The sequence below is a fragment of the uncultured Psychrobacter sp. genome (assembly GCF_947495825.1).
Taxonomy (GTDB): Bacteria; Pseudomonadota; Gammaproteobacteria; order Pseudomonadales; family Moraxellaceae; genus Psychrobacter.
Genome location: NZ_CANMAH010000003.1, coordinates 253,139 through 273,225, shown reverse-complemented (window position 1 = coordinate 273,225; position 20,087 = coordinate 253,139). Strand labels below are relative to the sequence as shown.

The following is a 20,087-nucleotide window of genomic DNA, read 5'->3' as shown; positions in this document are numbered from 1 at the left end:
AAGCGCTTTTTATGATTTCCTCGATATAATAAACTCCCTCAAGGATATAATAATTAAACAGTAGGATACGCTATGCAAACCATATTACTTGTCCCTATCAGTCGCGGTATCGGTGTGACGTCAGCTGCGCTAGGCTTGATTCGCGCATTAGATTATAACGGTATCAAAGCGGGCTTTATGAAGCCGTTTTTGCAAGATGATACGCTTGATAAACAAAACAGCTTGGACAGCTCAAGCGCATTAACCATGCATGCTTTTGGTCTCACTCCGCCCAAGTCCATCAACCGTCAGCGCGTTGAGCGTATGATTGGAGATGGCAACCTTGATGACTTGATGGAAGAAGTGGTTATTAATTACCACACCATCGAAGGTGAACAAGATGTGATCATTTGCGAAGGCTTGGTTTCGACGACTGAAGCTTCTTATGCAGCCCAGGTCAACCGCGCTATCGCTCACGCACTTGATGCAAGAGTTATCTTTGTCAGTACGGCTGATACCCAAAACCCCGCCCACCTTGCTGATAAGCTCGATATGCATGCGCGTGAGTTTGGCGGCATCGCAAGTGAGCGTACGTTAGGCTGCATCTTGATGCGAGTCGATGTGCCCAATACCTTTGAGAACCAGCCAGTTGCCCCTGGTGAAGCTGTCTTTGAGCTTGACAAGAGCTTCATTCAAGAAGTGCAACGCTTGTCACCGCATTTTGATACTGAGCAATTTCGCTTAATCGGTGTCGTACCGTTTAGCGACTCGTTATCTGTTCCTCGTACTTGGGATATCGCTGCTGAGCTTGATGCCACTTGGCTAAACGTCGGCGAAGCAAAAACGCGCCGAATCAATCATATCAGTTTAACGGCTCGCTCGATTGCACGTATTGATGAAGTCTTTAATCGTGGTACTTTGATTGTCGTACCGGGTGACCGTGATGATTTATTACTGGCCGCAGCTTTGGCTTGTATCAATGGTATTCCTTTGGCAGGCCTAGTATTAACAGGCGGCGTGATACCAAATGAGACCGTCGCTGAGCTATGGCAATCTGCGATCAAAACTGGCATTCCTGTCATGAGTGTCGAGACCGATAGTTATGAGACCGTGCAGAACCTTATGCACATGAGTGCTGAGATTCCAAGTGATGACACCGAGCGCGCGCTAGACGTTACTCGTTATGTGGCCGCACATTTAGACTTAAGCTGGATCAAAGAGCAGTTCAGCGGCGATCACAAACCGCGCTTATCACCAGCGGCTTTTCGTCATCAAGTCGTCGTAAAAGCACAAAATGCCAAAAAGCGTGTGGTGTTGCCAGAAGGCTCTGAACCACGCACGGTAGAAGCCGCTTGTATCTGTCAAAGCCGCGGTATTGCTAACTGTGTGCTAATCGCTAAGCGCGAGGATGTCGAACAAGTCGCCAAAAACCGCGATTTAATTTTGCCAGAAGGGCTTGAGATCATCGACCCTGATACGCTCGATATGAATAAATATATCGCGGCAGTCGTTGAGCGCCGTAAAGGTAAAACGACAGAAGAGATGGCGGCTGAATATCTGCAAGATACGGTTTATCTAGGCACCATCATGCTACAGATGGATGAGGTCGATGGTCTGGTCTCAGGTGCAATTCATACCACAGCTAACACCGTACGTCCTGCATTTCAGCTGATTAAGACCGCTCCGCAGTACTCTTTAGTATCGTCAGTATTCTTTATGCTACTGCCTGAGCAAGTGGTCGTATATGGTGACTGTGCTATCAACCCCGATCCAACGGCTGAAGAATTGGCTGAAATTGCTATTCAATCAGCACAGTCTGCTGCCGCGTTTGGCATTGAGCCAAAAGTCGCTATGATTAGCTATTCGACAGGTGCTTCAGGTACTGGTGCTGACGTTGAAAAAGTCACACGTGCCACGGAGATCGTCCGCGAGCGCGCACCTGAATTGGCGGTTGATGGCCCACTACAATATGACGCCGCCTCGGTTATGAGTGTCGGTAAACAAAAAGCGCCTGACTCCAAGGTTGCTGGACAAGCCAATGTGTTTATTTTCCCTGATCTAAATACGGGTAACACCACTTATAAAGCGGTGCAGCGTAGCGCTAATGTCATCAGTGTCGGCCCGATGCTACAAGGTTTGAATAAACCAGTAAACGATCTATCGCGCGGCGCACTGGTTGATGATATCGTTTATACCATCGCTTTGACTGCCATTCAGGCTTATAGCGATTTGATTTAAGCATCTACCATCTGCTGTAAACTCAGAGCTGACTATCATATAGATAGTCGGCTTTTTTGTGGTTGTTAATGACAGCAGTGCCCTTGTCCTCTACAATGAGGCCAACCTGTTTTATTACTGTGTTTTATCTGCGTATGTCAGTTCCCAATCTTCATAAAGACGATAACTTAACACCGCCTCCCGCTATCCGTGCTTATCTTGGCGGCTCGTTTGATCCTGTGCATAAAGGTCACTTGCAGATAGCCATGCGTGTCTATCAGGTTTTATTACCCATCGCTGAGCGACAACAGTGTGAACTACATGTGTCATTACTACCCAATGCGCGCTCGCCCTTTAAAGACGAGAGCACCAATCCCAAGCATCGTCTGGCGATGTTAAAGCTTGTGACAACCAACACCCCCCTACAGATTAGCGAGCTTGAGCTGTGGCAGACGCCACCTGTATATACTATTAACAGCGTCCAGACACTACGTGAGCGCCACCCATACGACAGTCTAATATTTATTATGGGTATGGACAGTGCCCGTAGTTTGGATAAGTGGAAAGATGGGCTTCGGCTCACCAACTATGTAAATCTATGGATTTTTAATCGTACAGAAAACTCCGATTTATCAATACCAAACTCAGTCGCCCATACAAACGATGACTCACGCTCACTATCTTTGCAAGATATCGATGTTCTCTATAGCGAACTTCCCAGGCAGCTACAAGCGCAAACCACCAAGACAGTACAGGACTTAGTACAGCCATTCAATGACTCGGTACACAACCGCGCACCCTTGAAAAGCGCCAGCCAAGGACGCATTTATATTGATCAGCACCAAGTCAGTGCCATATCGAGTACTGAGATTCGCAAACAGCTACAGATAAGTGCTGCTAGAGCGGATACTGCACCAAGTACCTTAACTCAACTAATAAATCCTACTGTTTATCAATATATTATTGCCCATCAGCTATATTCTGCTGCTCAATTCCGTTAAAATCGTTTTATCATTGTCAATTTGTCCTTTTGATTGTCTAGCCCTCACCCATGACTGGCTATATAAAATCAACTGAGTAAGACTAATTGGCTATTTACTACTTTATTTTTTACTACTTTATTTTTAATATTTACGTTTCAAGAGATTAAAATTTATGATTAATACTATGAACGACAAACGCTTAAAAGAGTGCTTAACTGTCGTTGAAAACACGTTAGAAGATATGAAAGCCAAGAACATTACCGTGATCAATGTCGAAGATTTGACGGATGTCATGGAGCGAATCGTCATTGCTGAAGGCACCTCTAAGCGCCATGTACGTGCGATGGCAGATAGCGTCGGTGCTGAAGCTAAGCAAGCTAACTTTATGCCTCTTGGCCGTGAAGGCGGTACAGACTCTGATTGGACATTGATTGATTTGGGTGCAGTCGTCGTGCATATGATGACGCCAGCTGCGCGCGAGTTTTATGACCTAGAGGGCCTATGGTCCTCACCAGAGAGCCTAGCTGAGCTGGTCGCAACTCCGCGCGAAAAGAAAGCCGGTCGTCGCAACTAATCTTGTCATTTAGACGGCTTACGACAATGCATTGTTAAAGATAAAGACCAGATGCCTATTCTGGTCTTTTTTTGTCTGGCTTTTTTTGTTTGAGTTTTATAGTGCTAATAAATTTTAAAATACCAATACCATATAATCAGATAAATGATTAGGCTAAGATAATACTCATCATTGTTATCAGTAATGATATAACCCCTTGCCTAATAAATCCTTATAAATTAGGAAAAGCCATGAGTATAAAAGTTTCTACCCAAAAAAACGAAGCAGACTTTAACCAAACCCTGCCCATGCATATCGCTGATCTAACCTGCGTACGTGCAGGTAAGGCCATGCCATTCGCCCGCGAGCAGCTGAGCGCTATCGATAAAGCACCGATCAAAGCCCCCGTTGCCGTCAACTTTATGGGTCTCACTACCGATGAGCAAGCCGATCGTCGGCATCATGGCGGCCCACAAAAAGCGGTGCATCAACTGCCCCCTGCGACTTATGAAAAGATTAATGCAGAATTTGGCTTAAAGGTACGCATCGGCACACTGGGCGAAAACCTAACCACCGAAGCGCTAGATGGTTTGCCTGAGATGGAAGAAACTACCGTTTGTATCGGTGACGTTTTTCAATATGGGGATATGAATGACGACAACAGCGTCCAGCTACGTATCGTCCAGCCGCGTCGCCCTTGCTATAAGATTAATGACCAAATCGGCCAATTTACTAAAGTACCCAACATCGCTGCATGGGTGAGCAAGCAAGGGATCGCTGGCTGGTACTTTGAAGTCGTGCGTGACGGCATGATTAGTGCCGACTTACCCGTTTATCTCATCGAGCGCCCTTATCCGTTTGCCACTCTTGAAACGTTATGGCAACTATCAAACTCAAAAGAAAAATATGCTGCTGAGGTGATCGAGCCTTGGCTGGCTATTGAGTGTTTGGAGGAAAGTTGGAAAACCGTTTTGGCTAAAAAGATTCGGAAGGACTAAAAAGACTTAACCCAAAAAAACCTTTAGTATCATTCTCGAACTTAAGCAAAAACAAAGTTTGATTCAGTATTTCATATTCATAACTGCTATTCAAAACCATTACCATTTACCACAAAAGTTAAAGGTGTTTTAACTGCAATATCGACTTTACGACAAGTAAGCTTTTGCAGCGAGCATCCATCTAGCTCTCAAAGAGGAATATATGCGTAAAAAGACTGAGAGCATCAGCTACCTACAAGCAATAGCGATTAGTGTAGGCGCGATTATTGGCTGGGGTGCTTATGTAATGCCAGGCGATTTATTTTTGCCGCAGTCGCAGCTATTAGGCTCATCTGTCGCCATCATCATTGGTACGTTAGCCATCTATATGGTTGCCCAAGCCTATATTAATTTATTAACCCAAACGCCAGAGAATGAGTCAGGCGGTATCTATTGGATCGAAAAATACATCAATAGAAAACACGCTTATGTCTATGGCTGGGGCGTGGCGATAGGCTATATCTCTATCGTGGCGCTCAACATATCAGCCGTCGCTTTGCTATTAAGGTATCTGTTGCCCAGTAGCTTACAGCTAGGCTACCTGTATACGATTGCTGGTTGGGAGGTTTACGCCAGCGAAGTGTTCTTATGTAGTGCCGCCATCATTTTATTTAGCTATATTAATCTAAGAGGAGTACAAGTCGGGGCAAAAATCCAATTGTATATCGCCCTATTTATGATTGTGTCAGTCACCGCGCTGTTTTTTGGCTCGCTTTGGGTCACGCCAGCTACGCAGCCCTTTTTGCCTACTGATATGCAAAGCAGCTCCATCACAAGCTTAGCATGGTTACCTATTCTCGCTGTCATGCCTTGGGCATACGTCGGATTTGAGACCACACCGCAGATTTCCAAATCTATTAGTGACTCAAAAACCAAGACCAAAAGCATTATCTTAATTTCATTAGTCGCTGGTGTTTTATTCTATTTTTTGATCAATTATTTTACCGCCTTAAATATGAATTTTGATTACCAAGCAATCAAAGATAGCAATTGGGCCACTGGTGAAGGTATACATAACCGTATCGGTAGCATCGGCATTGCACTGCTGTCCATCGCTATGATTGGTTCCATACTTAGCGGTATCAATGGCTTTATATTATCCTCAGTCAAACTGTTAGAATCGATGGGCGACTCCTCTTTACTACCTAGTGTGTTTACCGATAATAATCATCATTTTAGTAAGAAAAAAACCGTCATATTGATATGTTTGGTTTGCCTATTTTCGCCATGGCTTGGCAGAAACTATCTACTTGATATTGTCAGTATGGCATCGCTGGGTATTACCGTCGGCTTCGCTTATGTGACGTCCGCTGATTTAATCAATGAGCGCAGAAAGAAGCAAGCGAGCCTGTTAAATTATCTCGCAGTCTTGGTCAGTCTCATCTTTATATCGCTGTTACTACTACCCTTCTCGCCTGCTGCATTATCATTGAACGCTTATATGTTATTGGCAGTATTTATCATTTTAGGGGCGATTGGTTATAAGAGGATAATTCCTGTTAGTAGCGTCAGTCTTGAAGGTAGCGCCACATATAAGCAATGATACAATCGATATAAAATAATACAGTACCAGCACTAGAACACGCTGCTCACTTTCGTTTCGACCATCTACTAGCATTCTTTTTTATACCGAGCATTTCATGGCAAAAAACATCCCTTATTTAACACTTGCATCAGTATTAACAGCGTTTATGACTTTGCCACTCACCGGCTGCGTGGCAACATCGACGCCGCGTTATGTCATCGATAGCGAAACCTACCAAGCTACTGGCAAAAGCCAGCGTATCAAAACCATCGTCTTGCACTACACCGTCTCAGATAATGAACGTTCGATCAAAACCCTGACCACAGGTAATGTGAGCGCGCACTATCTCATTTTGGATAACGACGATGATAAGATTTATAGCTTAGTAGATGAGAGTGAACGTGCTTGGCATGCGGGCAACAGCGGATTTGCGGGTAGAACCATCCTCAACGATACCTCTATCGGCATCGAGATTGTAAATAGCGGCATTAAACCTGAATATCGCAATACCCTAAAAAATGATGAGCTGCAATATCATCCTTATGAGCACTTTGTCGCATTTGATGAGTTGCAGATTAAAAAGGTCGCCGAGCTGGTGCAAGACATTGCCAAGCGTTATGACATCTCTCCAAAAAACATCGTCGGTCACTCTGATATAGCGCCGTCACGCAAAATCGACCCCGGTGCCAAGTTCCCTTGGGAGCGTCTGCATAATGAGTACGGCATTGGCGCTTGGTATGATGAATTTGATAAGCAATTTATTATCAATAAAAACGAGTTTGCATCGGCGACGATACCTGATATTAAGCAAGAATTTCGCAATTACGGTTACCAAATCAACGATAGCAATGAATGGGATAAAGCCAGCCGTGATGTGGTTTATGCGTTTCAGCTGCATTTTCGTCCGCAGCGACCAACGGGTGTAATGGATTTGGAGACTTATGCAATACTACGCGCACTCAATAAGAAGTATGCTGGTCGTAATGACTTTTATTAAGATTAAATGTTAAATCTTGGCAAAGTGATATGCTTTAATTGATATTTGCTAATCAATGCTTGCTAATGAGGTATCTTATGACGTTACGCATCCATGCCCTATTCCATACTGATTATGAAGACTTAAGCTTTGTCACCCAGTGGGCAAACAGTCAGCATCATATTATGACCATCAGTCGCTCTTTTGATAATAATGCTCTGCCAGCGCTAGATAGTTTCGATTGGCTCATCGTGATGGGCGGCCCGATGAGCGTCCATGATGAGGAAAAACACCCATGGCTCATCGCAGAAAAACATCTCATTAAACAAAGTATCAATGCTGGCAAAACCGTCATCGGTGTTTGCTTAGGCTCGCAGCTAATCGCCCATTGTTTGGGTGCTTGCGTGCAGCCATCTGGGGTAAAAGAAATCGGTTGGTTGCCGATGCGACTCACGCCCGCAGGTCATGCGCATCGTTTATTACAAGATTTGCCCAAGCAGGATTTTACCGTGCTTCACTTTCATGGTGATGGTTTTGACTGTCCAACAGGGGCGAGCATTATCGCATCGACGGATGCAGTGGCGAATCAAGGCTTTATCTATCAGACCTCGCTGCACAAAGAGCTGGGTACTTGGGTGCTGGGGTGGCAATGTCACTTTGAAGTGACCAAAGAGAGCCTTGCCAAGATGGTCGTAAATGGCAATAATGCCATTCAAAGTGGACTAAAAGAGTATCCCAAAACGGTGCAATCACCTGCTGAGATAGTAGCACTTGGTGAAAAATATATCGAAGATAATAACGCAAGGCTATCGGCGATGCTAAATCGAATAGCGGCAAACTAAATAGTTAGGAGAATAGCGATGACTGATTCAAAGAATAAAGAACAAGACGAGCTGCAAAAGTATCTAGAAGAAAAAGCCAAACAAGAGCAGGAGCAGCAAAAACAGAAAGAACAAGAGCCTGAGCAGCTTTCTGCATATGAGGCTTGTGTACTAAGAGAAAGCGCGAAGATTCATGAGTTGATTGCAGAGGCTCAGAAGCGTCCCAAAGATGAATAACTGGATAGACGGTATTTACCAATCAAGATTATAAAGTTACGCAAGTTGATGTCTTATGTTTTAAGACATATCTAAGCCGCTATGAGACCAATACTACAGCTAAACAACCCTATATAGTTCCAAGGAAATAGCCCTATCTACCAGCTATTTGAGCTAGTTATTGCCATGGGCTAATGATAAAATCACCGTTTACGGAGTTATAGATAGTATCACTGCTCGCACCATATTGTTGGCTTCCCACATTGTTGGTTTTATTGAAGCCTAAAATGATGTGCGGCTTTAATAATTTGGTCCTATCACCAGTTTTGATATCTGCATTATCAACGCAGGCTCCCATAATATTAAAAAAGGAATCTTTATGTATCAGGCCTTTCAAAAGCATTTACAGCAAGAAATCAGCGACATACGCGCGGCAGGACTGTATAAAAACGAGCGTGTCATCACCTCTCCGCAAGATGCGCTAATCAAAATCGCCGATGGTCGTGAAGTGCTGAACTTCTGTGCCAATAATTATCTTGGGTTGTCTGACCATCCTGAGATTAAAAAGGCGGCTACCCAAGCCATCGAAGACTCAGGTTATGGTATGTCATCGGTGCGTTTTATTTGTGGTACACAAGATTTGCATAAGCAATTAGAGGCGTCGATTTCTAAGTTTTTTAATACCGAAGATACGATTCTTTATGCGGCCTGTTTCGATGCCAATGGCGGTGCATTTGAGCCATTGCTGACTAGCGAAGATGCCATTATTTCTGATTCGTTAAATCATGCCTCAATCATTGATGGTGTGCGCCTGTGTAAAGCCGCGCGTTATCGCTATGCCAATGCGGATATGCAAGACTTAGAGGCTCAATTACAAGCGGCGCAAGCTCAGCGTTTTCGTTTGATTGTCACCGATGGTGTGTTTTCGATGGACGGTAATGTAGCGCCAATGGATGAGATTTATGCGTTGGCACAAAAATATGATGCCATGGTGATGATTGACGAATCGCATTCAGCAGGCGTGGTCGGTCGCACTGGTGGCGGCGTAACTGAATTGTTTGATCTACGTGGTGATATTGAGCTTATCACTGGTACCTTAGGCAAGGCATTCGGTGGTGCTATCGGCGGCTTTACGACAGGAAAAAAAGAAATTATTGAGATGTTGCGTCAACGCTCACGTCCGTATCTTTTTTCAAACTCTATTCCTCCTATGGTCGCTGCCGCTGGGGTAAAAGCGTTTGATATGCTATCGCAAGACAATACCCTACAAGATAAATTGCATGAAAATACCGCCTATTTTGTTAAGAAAATGCAAGATGCAGGCTTCGATATCAAGCCCACCGAATCGGCCATTTGTGCAGTAATGCTCTATGACGCCAATGTCTCCCAGCAAATGGCGGACGCACTGCTTAAAGAAGGCATTTATGTGATTGGCTTCTTCTACCCTGTCGTACCTAAAGACGAGGCTCGCATTCGGGTCCAGCTCTCTGCTGCCCATACTACGGATCAGCTAGACCAGTGTATCGCCGCCTTTATCAAAGTCGCCAAGCAAATGCAGGTGATTGATTAAGCGTCGTTCGGTATTTATCTAGATTCAACAATGAAATGCAACACAGTTAAATAAGAGAAAAGTATGAAAGCTCTGGTTAAAGCCCAAGATAAAAAAGGCATCTGGATGCAAGATGTACCAGAACCACAGGTTGGCATCAACGACGTAAAAATAAAAATCAAAAAAACCGCCATTTGTGGTACAGATTTGCACATTTATAAGTGGGATGAGTGGTCACAAAAAACTGTAAAGACGCCGATGGTCATCGGACATGAATACGTTGGTATCATTAGTGAAGTGGGCGATGGCGTCAAGCATTTTGAAGTGGGTGACCGAGTCACTGGAGAGGGGCATATCGCTTGCGGGCATTGCCGTAACTGCCGCCGTGGTAAGCTGCATGTGTGCGAAAACACCATAGGCGTGGGCGTTGACCGCGATGGCGCGTTTGCCGAATATTTGGTGATACCTGCCGATAATGCCATAAAACTTGATGAGCGTATCAGCGATGAGATGGCAGCCATTATGGACCCCTTTGGCAATGCCACTCATACTGCCCTTTCATTTCCGGTACTTGGTGAGGATGTACTGATTACGGGTGCGGGGCTGATTGGTTCCATGGCAACGGCGATTTGCCGCTTCGCAGGGGCGCGAAATATTGTGGTCAGTGATATCAGTGATTATCGCTTAGAGATTGCCAAAAAAATGGGCGCGACGATGACCGTCAACCCAGCCAAAGGTGAAACCATCGAAGGCGCCATTGCTGAATTAAAAATGCACGGCTTCGATATTGGACTTGAGATGTCAGGCTCACCTCAGGCCTTTGATTCGATGATTAGTAACATGTATAACGGCTCCAAAATCTCTCTCTTGGGTATTTTACCTAACACCACCACGGTGGATTGGAGCAAAATTATTTTTAAGGCGTTAACCTTAAAGGGTATTTATGGCCGTGAAATGTGGGAGACCTGGTATCAGATGGAGCAAATGCTGATTAGCGGTATTGATTTGTCACCTATCATCACCCATCGCATGCACATTGATGACTTTCAAGAAGGCTTTGATATCATGGAAAGTGGGCAATGTGGTAAGGTGATTTTAAGCTGGGATTGATCACGTAGTGCGTCAGTATTTGAGGAGTCGTGGTTAGGGTTTACATTATCACGGCTGATAAAACGGTACTGATTTCAGTGCCGTTTTTTTTGGGTAAGTCGCCTCAACAAACACCCCAGTTACCCATCAGGATTTGAGGCGTTGACATCACTCAAAGACTTCCCAGCACCTGCCACGCTCAATCAAATTTTATATGATGATAAGCAGGACTTTAGCGCAAATAGACAAAACCTAGATCAGATGATCATCAGGTTTATTGAGGAATCAGACGAAAGCGACTATCTAAAGAATCTAAGCTACCGAAACACCAAAAATAAGATATTTAGTAAATCTTTTTGGATGCTTCTACAGCATTTTTTTAATCATCAAACCCATCATCGTGGTCAAGTCACAACCTTTATAGATTGAAAAAACGATCTAATCTTTTTAAGTTACTATATTCTATTGAATCTGAAGAAAATCCACTTTTTAAGTTGTTAAACGCTATACTTTTAATTTCTGGTTCTAATTTCAGTATTACAGATACCACCTTCTCTAATAAAGATATAATTGAAGAACTTTCAGGATCTAATATTCCCATAACTGATGTATATTTATTCCACAAGATTAAATGTTCAGTACTAAAGTTATTTTCCATGCCTTTCTCACATTTCCTTCCAAGCCCAGAGTGGATTAACCACGTCGTAATAACTGCCTGCGGTTCGTAACTATCTTCACTCTCAATGAGTTTATAGACTAGAGTTAGTAAAGTCTGTGGACTAATTTTCTGCACATCAACATAAAGGAAAATATCTAAAAATAACTTATATTTTATTTTGAAATCTGTATGAAACAGCATTATCTTGTCAAAAATATATTGAAAATCTGTATCTTTATAATCTAGAATTTCCGGTCTTCCCAAAAAGTAATCTATTGAATCACCTAAAAAATCTAATCTCATATTTAAATCTACAATACCTAATTTACTGCCACTAACTATTTTTTCTTGTAAAACACTCTTGTCTAACATACCTTTATCATATAAATACTCTAAGACATTAAATATATTACCAGTCTGCTGAGTATTATGATTTTCTACAGAAATCCATCTTTTTAGGTATAAATCGTCAGTAATTAAAAGTCCTTTTTTATTCTTTAACGGCTGGTCATACTGTAATGAACCTTCCTCATCTATGTGTATCAAATCTAACTTAGTCAGATTATTCTGTATAGATTTTAAAATTTCTTTTGCAATATTATTATAAGGGGAAAGTAGAGCATGAGCTGTAAGGTTAATTTTTTTAAAGAACGTTTCCAATATAGAAAATCTTGGTAAGGACTCCAAAAAGCTATCAAGAACCTCTAATTCGTTAAGAACCAGTATTGAAGTTTCCTCTATTAACAAAATATCAGACGTATCTATAAGGTCTTTAAAATCATTTTTATTTAACTGAGGAGAATGTAGAATTTTAAATTCTAACTCTTGATCTGTAGAAGATTTTGATAAAAACCAAGTAGTAAAAATATCTCTAGTATCCTGTAAACATAATCCTCTCATAAAAAAAGGTATAGGTAATTCACCACTCCTAAGCTTTTGCTTGTTACTTTCCCATAATTCAATCTGTTCTGGAGTAATGCCCGCCATATCTCTCAAAGATTCTAATAATCCTTCAGCACCTTCATCTATATTGATATTCCCTACCTTAAAAACTTTAGAGTCAGGAAATTTTTTGGTATATTTATCTTGCCTTTCTCTATAGTCTGTAAACTGTTTATCATTGTCAAATGGGCATAGAAGCATACATAACTGCAAATAATCACCTTCCTGATCACAGTTATTTTGATCTACAAGTGTTCCATATCTTAAAACCGCAGTCTTTGTTTTTTCCTTATAGTCAGCTCTGTTCGAATAAATGCTAATTAGTCGTCTAATAATAACGATTTGATCTTCTGTATTAGAAGAATTTGCTAAATCCTCTTCAAGCTGTTCGACTACATTATCAATTAATCCTAATGAAAGAGAGAGATTGATAAAAAAATCTTTTTCTTGCTTTCCTATGTCCTCTAATTTGATTACATCTGTAATAATCTGATAGGCAACTCCTACCTTACCTTGATTTTGTAAAGCTGCCGCTTGTACCAGTTTCCATTTTGAAGCAGCTACACCTTTAGCAATATTTTTTTCTGCTAATCTTTCCGCATCAGCCCAGCGCTCTGTAGTGATAAAAGCTTGTGCTAGGTCTAAATATCTATTTTTACTCAACTCTCTTGTTTCTAATATATTCTCTGCTAACTCAATTAATTGATTAGCAGTCATACTATCCCGAGGATTTAAATATCTAATCAGTTGTACAGCAATAACTAAAGGCTTATCTAAATCTATGTATTTTTGATATAAGTTTTGTGTAAACTCATTATGTCTGTTTTTATCTCGGTTGGACTTATTGACAAAATCTTGAATCGCAATGAATGCTTCACCGTCTGGGAGTGACTTTACAATGTCTTTATACCTAGTAGCTAAATCTGTGTTGAACATTGAATCAGCGATTTCAGCCCCAATACAAAAGATAGCAGGAATATTTTCTCTAGAAGAACTCAATAAAATACTTTCATATTTTTGAATTAACGATAAACATAATTTAGATTTATTTAAGTTATGATATGAGAGGATATGTATACCACATTCATCACTATCTAGTAATTCTAGCTTTTCAAGTAATTCGATCACTTTTGTATATTGCCCACAATTAAATAATATACGAACATATGATCGTATGACTTCTGAATGTGAGGTTCTTTCACTTAAAATCTCATCAAAATAACAGGTAAGCTCTTCTAATTTGTTAAAATATCCGTAAATTAATGCACTGATATCTATAAGCATAGTGATATCATTTGGATATCCTAGCTTTTTAGCTGCAACCCATGCTTTCTGTAATGAACTAAATGCTTGCTTCATCCCTTCTAGATCGTAATCAGGTCTCCCCTCAATAGGAAGAATCTCTCCAGATATTCCCACATCATTTGAAGATTTCTGGAAGAATCTTCTAGCAGCTAGTGCATTAAAAATATAGGTTTTTCTATCATCCTCAAATTCATGACCTAAATTTTCTTCAATGATGAGATCTAGTTCTTCATGAAGATATCCTATAGTACATATAACCATTTGCATCGTAGTTTCAGTGGGGTAATGTTGTTTTAGCAGTTGAAGAGCCTCTGTAGGTCTCTTAAGCATTGCTAAAATTTTAGCTTTTAGTGCACATTCTGGAAGACTACTACTCCCTAGTGTGTCAAGTGACTCTTCGAGCTCATCTGGTGAAAGTGTTGAGTGTAGTTTAAATTTTGACTCTAAGTACGCCAAACGATATCGATCTTTGGAACTCTTCTCTTGTGCTAACTTAAAGTATTTTTCCGCATCATCACGAAATCCTTCATGAGACAGAATATTACCTTTTTGATAGTAAAACTCTGCCATTTCATGGGTATTAAAGTTATCTTGTTTATTATTCAATTTTTCTAATACTACTTTTGCAGCCTGTATGCGATTATTTGATAAATAATCTGAACACATCTTTAAATCAGTTGAAACTTCATCCTTAGGATTATCAATCCAAGGGGCTTCATTTTTCAGTTCAATCGATTTTAAAAAAATAGGCTTTTCATCGATATTTTTTGCGATTAGACTCAAAGTATCCAATACAGATCTTTCTAATCCGTTAATACCTTTTCTAATCTCGGAGAATGCTAGCTTTTCTTGAAATCTATTCGCATAAAAACTATATATATCTAAATCCTGATTTAGCAGGTTTGTAGTAGGAATGTTTATCGAAATAGTTTTTTGACTATCCAACTTTTTAGCATTTTCGTCAAACCATTTCTCATCAAGCCAAAAATAATAAATAGGACACTCATAAAACTTTTTCTCATCTCGAATATCTACAACCGCTACCATTACAAGAGGTTCTTGTCGGTGATAATATGCTAATGTAGTGGTTTTGAAATCGTAAGAGATGGATGTATGAGTTTTATTATATGTTGGCGACATAGTACCTTTGAGCTGTAGATAGAAGCTAAACTCGACTTGACTACTGTCATTTTTCAACTGTATCAAGTAGTCAATTCCATAGTCTGAATCACCATCTTGTTCTTTCTCTATCCAATCAAGTGGCATATGATTAGTCAAAGCTTTTTTCGCTAGTCGTCCAATTCTTTGGCTATCACCTTCTTCAGGCAAATTTGTCATATTCACATCCTAAATATTTGTAGAATAAAGGTTATCTATAACCAGCTTTGTTGCAAAAATATATTAATAATGGCTTATTTATAAATATGATTATCAGATGGATAAGTTTGCAACTAAAACTTACTGTACATCAATTGTTAAACCTATAACAACTCCCTGATTAGGGCATATCTTCAATTAGATAAGCCCTAAATAATAGTTACAATACCGCGTCTATTAAAGCTTGTATGCATGACATGATTCCTATAATTCTCAAAAGGAGCAATGCTAAAGCGCCTAATCCAGAATTCGATAGCTACTTATACAAACTGCGTCATTTGGTAGAGAGTATGTTTGCAAGGCTCAAACACTTTCGTAGTATCGCCACTCGCTATGAAAAGTTAGCTCGCAATTTTAAGTCAATGCTTTATCTGGCGTGTACTATCGTTCATTGTCAGCTGAATTGAAGACACGCCCTAGTGATTAATGGCTTAGATTAACAGATAACATTCATATATCAGGTCAAAATTTTTATCTTTAAAAATATCAGAAATTCCAAACACAAAAAAGGTGAGCCGAAGCCCACCTTTTTTATTACCTAGAACTATACTCTAAACCAACTTAGCTTATCTTAACCAAGCGCGAGCGTTACGGAACATACGCATCCACGCGCCGTCCTCGTCCCATGCTTCTGGTTTCCAGCTGTGATTGTAGGCGCATAGCGTACGCTCAGGGTGCGGCATCATAATGGTGACGCGACCGTCGGTGCTACATAGACCCGTGACACCGCCGAGCGAACCGTTTGGATTGAGCGGATAAGTCTCGGTTGGATGACCTTGGCTATCGACATAACGCATGGCGAGCTGACCGTGTTTTGCCATACCGTCGATTTCTGTGTTGTCCAGCGTGGCATAGCCTTCACCATGCGCCACAGCGATTGGTAAGATACTGTCTTGCATGCCTTTGAACAGGATAGACTTGGTACGCTCGACTTTGACGTTGACCGTACGCGCTTCAAATCGAGCGGATTTATTAGCGATGAAGCGTGGGAAGTTTTCCGCGCCTGGGATGAGGCCTTTGAGCTGCGCCATCATCTGACAGCCGTTACAGACACCTAAGCTAAAGGTATCAGGACGGGCAAAGAAGCGCACAAACTGCATGCGTAATTCGTCATGGAACAAGATAGAGTTTGCCCAGCCAGAGCCTGCGCCGAGTACGTCACCGTAACTAAAGCCGCCACAAGCGACTAGACCGTCGAAGTCACGTAGATTGATGCGACCTTCAAGCAAATCGCTCATGTGCACGTCGACCGCTTCAAAGCCTGCTTGAGTGAAGCCTGCTGCCATCTCGGTCTGACCGTTGACGCCTTGCTCGCGCAGGATAGCGACTCTTGGCTTGCTGTTATCAGAATCAGCGCGGCTGTTTAGATATGGCTCTTCGACTTTTTGATTGAGATCAAAGTTTGGCGCAGCGATTAGGCCTTTATGGCTCGCATCAGCAATCAAGTCATACTCTTGCTGCACGCATGCTGGGTTGTCACGGCGACGGGCAATCTGATAGCTAACCTGACTCCATTCTTGTTGTAGCTCAGAACGGCTAAAGCGTAAAGTGTCATCGCCCATATGTAACGGTGTTTGAATGATGAGGCTGTCTTCCTCAGTACTTTGACCGACGAGACTAAGCATGTCGCTGACATTATGCTGCTCTGCTAGCTCCATCAATGTAGTAACGTTTTCAGGTAATACTTGGATGACTGCGCCCAGCTCTTCACTGAATAATTGACCGAGTAGGTTTTTATCATCTAATGACAGCTTGATACCTTGACGGCTGGTGAACTGCATCTCTGCGATGGTCGCTAATAGACCGCCATCACCGATATCGTGATAAGCGCTGATGACGCCTTGCGCGTTGCCCGCTTGGACAAAGTTAAAGAAGTCGATCAAATCACTTGGCTGCGCTAGATCTGGGCAGTCGTTACCGAGTTGGCTCAGCGTTTGCGCAAGGATCGAACCGCCTAGACGCAATTTACCTTTGGATAAGTCAATACGGTAGAAAGCGCTATCACCGTTGATTAGCTCAGGGGTTAAAGCTTTTGCCACATCGACGACAGGCGCAAACGCGGTAATCACAAGGCTCATTGGCGAGACCACTGATTTGTCTGCGTTACCATTTTCATCGCTGTCTGTCCAGTTAGCACGCATCGATAGCGAATCTTTACCGACTGGAATAGCGATACCCAGTGCTGGGCACAGCTCTTCACCGACTGTATGGACGGCATCAAACAATGCCGCGTCTTCCGCATCGTCACCGCAAGCGGCCATCCAGTTCGCTGACATAGTGATATCAGATAGCTGAGCGATACGTGCGCCTGCGATATTGGTAATGGCTTCACCAACCGCCAGACGCGCCGAGGCTTTTGGACTAATAAGGGCAACAGGGGTACGCTCACCGACACTCATCGCCTCACCAGTCATTGGTTGACCATCAAGCGCCACCAGACCTGATGCGGTGATTGCGCAATCTGATACAGGCACTTGATAGCGACCAACATATTGATCGCGCACTACCATACCTGTGATAGAGCGGTCACCAATACTAATCAAGAATGACTTGCTCGCAACGGTTGGATGACGTAGCACATCTTTAATAGATTCAGTTAGGTTAAAGTCATTAAGCGCAAGCGGCGACAATTCATTCTCTTGACGACTAAAGCTGCGCTGCATCTTTGGCGTACCACCAAGCAGTACTTGCATCGGCATATCGACTGGCTGCTCAGGGAGCAACTCATCATCAACGATAAGCTGACGTATTTCAGTCGCTTCGCCTAAGATAGCATACGGACAACGCTCACGGGCACAGATTGCATCAAATTGCGCTTTGCTCTCTGGACGAATCGCGAGGACATAACGCTCTTGCGCCTCATTTGACCAGATGGCCATTGGCGACATGCCCGCTTCTAGCGATGGAATCTTACGCAGGTTCAGATGCGCGCCCATGTCATGGTCATCGACCAGCTCTGGCATGGCATTTGACAGACCACCTGCCCCGACATCATGGACAGAGACGATTGGGTTGCCGTCTTTGCTGGCATTACTAGCGTCAATATCGTTACCAGCTAAGGACCAGCAGCGATCGATAACTTCTTGACAGCGACGCTCCATCTCAGCGTTATCACGCTGCACTGAAGCAAAGTCCAAACCTTCATCCAACTCACCGCTATCGACCGAAGACGCCGCACCGCCGCCAAGACCGATTTGCATCGCAGGGCCACCAAGGACGATCAGCAAATCCCCTTCGCGAATGGCGTTTTTTTCAATAAGGTTGCGTTTGATATTACCATAACCGCCCGCCAGCATGATGGGCTTATGATAGCCGCGCATCTCGCTACCGTCTTTGGCCGCTGAAGTATCAAGCTGAAAACTACGGAAATAGCCGCATAGGTTGGGACGTCCAAACTCGTTTGAGAAATTGGCTGAGCCTAATGGCGCTTCGGTCATAATCTCAAGACTGGTCGCCATACGATCTGGCGTACCATAACCCTGCGTACTTAATTGACCAGACTGCTCCCATTTTTCCGCAAGCTCAGGGATATGAAGATGCGATACGTGGAAACCTGTCAGACCGGCTTTTGGCTTACCGCCGCGACCCGTTGCACCTTCATCACGAATCTCACCGCCTGCGCCTGTTGCAGCGCCAGCATAAGGAGCAATCGCCGTTGGGTGGTTATGGGTTTCGACTTTCATTAAGATGTCGATAGCTTCTTGATGGAAGTCATACGGATGCGCAGAATTGGCGTCCATCGCATCAGTCGGCACAGGATAATAACGTAGACCCTCTGCTCCTGCCATCACCGCCGCGTTGTCCTTATAAGCAGACAAGATGCCTTGCGGGTTTGATTGATAGGTATTTTTGATCATCTGAAACAATGACTTTGGCTGCACCTCGCCATCGATCGTCCACTCGGCATTAAAGATCTTGTGACGGCAATGCTCTGAGTTGGCCTGCGCAAACATCATTAGCTCAACGTCGGTTGGATTACGGCCTAGCTCATTGACATAGGCATTCATCAGATAGTCGATGTCATCACTCGACAACGCAAAGCCAAACTGGGTATTAGCCGACTCAAGCGCACTGCGTCCTTCACCCATCACATCGATGCGATTGAGCGATGCTGGTGGTTCGTCATCAAATAATTTGCTCACGTCATCTAAGTCATAAACCAAGCTTTGGGTCATGCGATCAAACAATAACTGCTCAGCGGCACTTGATAACTTGTTATTAATCGCATTCCCCTCACCGTCTGCTTTTTCATCAAAGGTTAGCGTATAAACGATGACGCGCTCGACGCGATTAATCTCGATTTCACAGTTATTAAAGATGTCGGTCGCTTTACTTGCCCATGGCGATATGGTGCCAAAACGTGGGCCAACGACGACTTGTAATCGGTTGTCTTGCGGGGCGACAAATTGAATATCTTCTTTAATACCAAATAGGTCCAGCGCTTTTTTTTGCTCATCACCTTCGAGCTTCCGTGATAGCACATACACTTGCTGGGTATTGATTTGGCTGACATTTAGCTCGGTTTTTTGCTGAAACTGATTGATGAGTTGCTGCGTCTGAAAATCGGTAAGGAACGGTTGTCCGGCGATGGTCATCATAAAGGCATAATCCGTAAGATCAAGGCATCACTGCAATGCAAAGTAAATGGTCTGTGTATTATAACAAGAAGGCTCATAATAAGCAGGTATAAACCAGGATAAATTGTCCCTAACACACATAACTCATTTAAGAGAGTCTTCGCTATCTTTGTTTTTTTATAGCAGCAAACTTTTGCCTAACGCACTACACTTTTTACTTAATTATCGTATACCTTACAAACACTAACATCGTCTTACGGGCAAACTATATAACTGTGCGGGT

13 protein-coding genes and 1 pseudogene are annotated in these 20,087 nt (G+C 42.8%); 12 read left to right on the top strand and 2 right to left on the bottom strand.

Going from position 1 to position 20,087, the window contains the following annotated elements; all coding sequences use genetic code 11:
• The first annotated feature begins 72 nt into the window (after positions 1–72).
• The 11 genes from pta to Q0895_RS05390 all read left to right on the top strand — a co-directional run bounded on the left by pta (position 73) and on the right by Q0895_RS05390 (position 11,374).
• On the top strand, positions 73–2,217 hold the full coding sequence (gene pta / locus Q0895_RS05440) for a phosphate acetyltransferase (protein ID WP_299186177.1): 2,145 nt from the start codon (positions 73–75) through the stop codon (positions 2,215–2,217).
• Positions 2,218–2,351: 134 nt separating this feature from the next.
• Complete coding sequence (locus tag Q0895_RS05435; RefSeq protein WP_299186175.1) at positions 2,352–3,197, top strand: nicotinate-nicotinamide nucleotide adenylyltransferase; 846 nt, start codon at positions 2,352–2,354, stop codon at positions 3,195–3,197.
• Between the two features lie 154 nt (positions 3,198–3,351).
• On the top strand, positions 3,352–3,753 hold the full coding sequence (gene rsfS / locus Q0895_RS05430) for a ribosome silencing factor (RefSeq protein WP_299186173.1): 402 nt from the start codon (positions 3,352–3,354) through the stop codon (positions 3,751–3,753).
• A 230-nt stretch (positions 3,754–3,983) separates the two neighbouring features.
• Positions 3,984–4,730, top strand: a complete 747-nt coding sequence (locus Q0895_RS05425) for an MOSC domain-containing protein (RefSeq protein WP_299186171.1) — start codon at positions 3,984–3,986, stop codon at positions 4,728–4,730.
• 202 nt (positions 4,731–4,932) lie between these two features.
• The gene (locus tag Q0895_RS05420) at positions 4,933–6,312 is read left to right on the top strand and encodes an APC family permease (RefSeq protein ID WP_299186170.1); all 1,380 of its coding nucleotides are present in this window, start codon (positions 4,933–4,935) and stop codon (positions 6,310–6,312) included.
• 97 nt (positions 6,313–6,409) lie between these two features.
• On the top strand, positions 6,410–7,291 hold the full coding sequence (locus tag Q0895_RS05415; RefSeq protein WP_299186167.1) for an N-acetylmuramoyl-L-alanine amidase: 882 nt from the start codon (positions 6,410–6,412) through the stop codon (positions 7,289–7,291).
• A 77-nt stretch (positions 7,292–7,368) separates the two neighbouring features.
• On the top strand, positions 7,369–8,112 hold the full coding sequence (locus tag Q0895_RS05410; RefSeq protein WP_299186164.1) for a type 1 glutamine amidotransferase: 744 nt from the start codon (positions 7,369–7,371) through the stop codon (positions 8,110–8,112).
• Positions 8,113–8,130: 18 nt separating this feature from the next.
• Positions 8,131–8,328, top strand: a complete 198-nt coding sequence (locus tag Q0895_RS05405; RefSeq protein WP_299186162.1) for a hypothetical protein — start codon at positions 8,131–8,133, stop codon at positions 8,326–8,328.
• Positions 8,329–8,686: 358 nt separating this feature from the next.
• Positions 8,687–9,877 (top strand): glycine C-acetyltransferase, encoded by a 1,191-nt coding sequence (kbl, locus tag Q0895_RS05400; RefSeq protein WP_299186160.1) that lies wholly within the window; start codon positions 8,687–8,689, stop codon positions 9,875–9,877.
• Positions 9,878–9,940: 63 nt separating this feature from the next.
• Positions 9,941–10,966, top strand: coding sequence for an L-threonine 3-dehydrogenase (tdh, locus tag Q0895_RS05395; RefSeq protein WP_299186157.1), 1,026 nt, complete (start codon positions 9,941–9,943; stop codon positions 10,964–10,966).
• A 141-nt stretch (positions 10,967–11,107) separates the two neighbouring features.
• A complete protein-coding gene (locus Q0895_RS05390) occupies positions 11,108–11,374 on the top strand; it encodes a DinB family protein (RefSeq protein WP_299186154.1) in 267 nt (88 codons plus the stop codon).
• Here the strand turns inward: Q0895_RS05390 and Q0895_RS05385 are convergent.
• Complete coding sequence (locus Q0895_RS05385; protein WP_299186151.1) at positions 11,364–15,188, bottom strand: DUF4365 domain-containing protein; 3,825 nt, start codon at positions 15,186–15,188, stop codon at positions 11,364–11,366. The genes Q0895_RS05390 and Q0895_RS05385 overlap by 11 nt on opposite strands.
• Before the next feature lie 254 nt (positions 15,189–15,442).
• Here Q0895_RS05385 and Q0895_RS05380 point away from each other — a divergent pair.
• Positions 15,443–15,634, top strand: a pseudogene (locus Q0895_RS05380) (transposase); the annotation flags it as partial.
• 159 nt (positions 15,635–15,793) lie between these two features.
• On the opposite strand, the gene purL reads toward Q0895_RS05380, so the two are convergent.
• Entirely contained in the window at positions 15,794–19,825 is a 4,032-nt protein-coding gene (gene purL, locus Q0895_RS05375; protein WP_299186149.1) for a phosphoribosylformylglycinamidine synthase, read from the bottom strand.
• Positions 19,826–20,087: the final 262 nt, after the last annotated feature.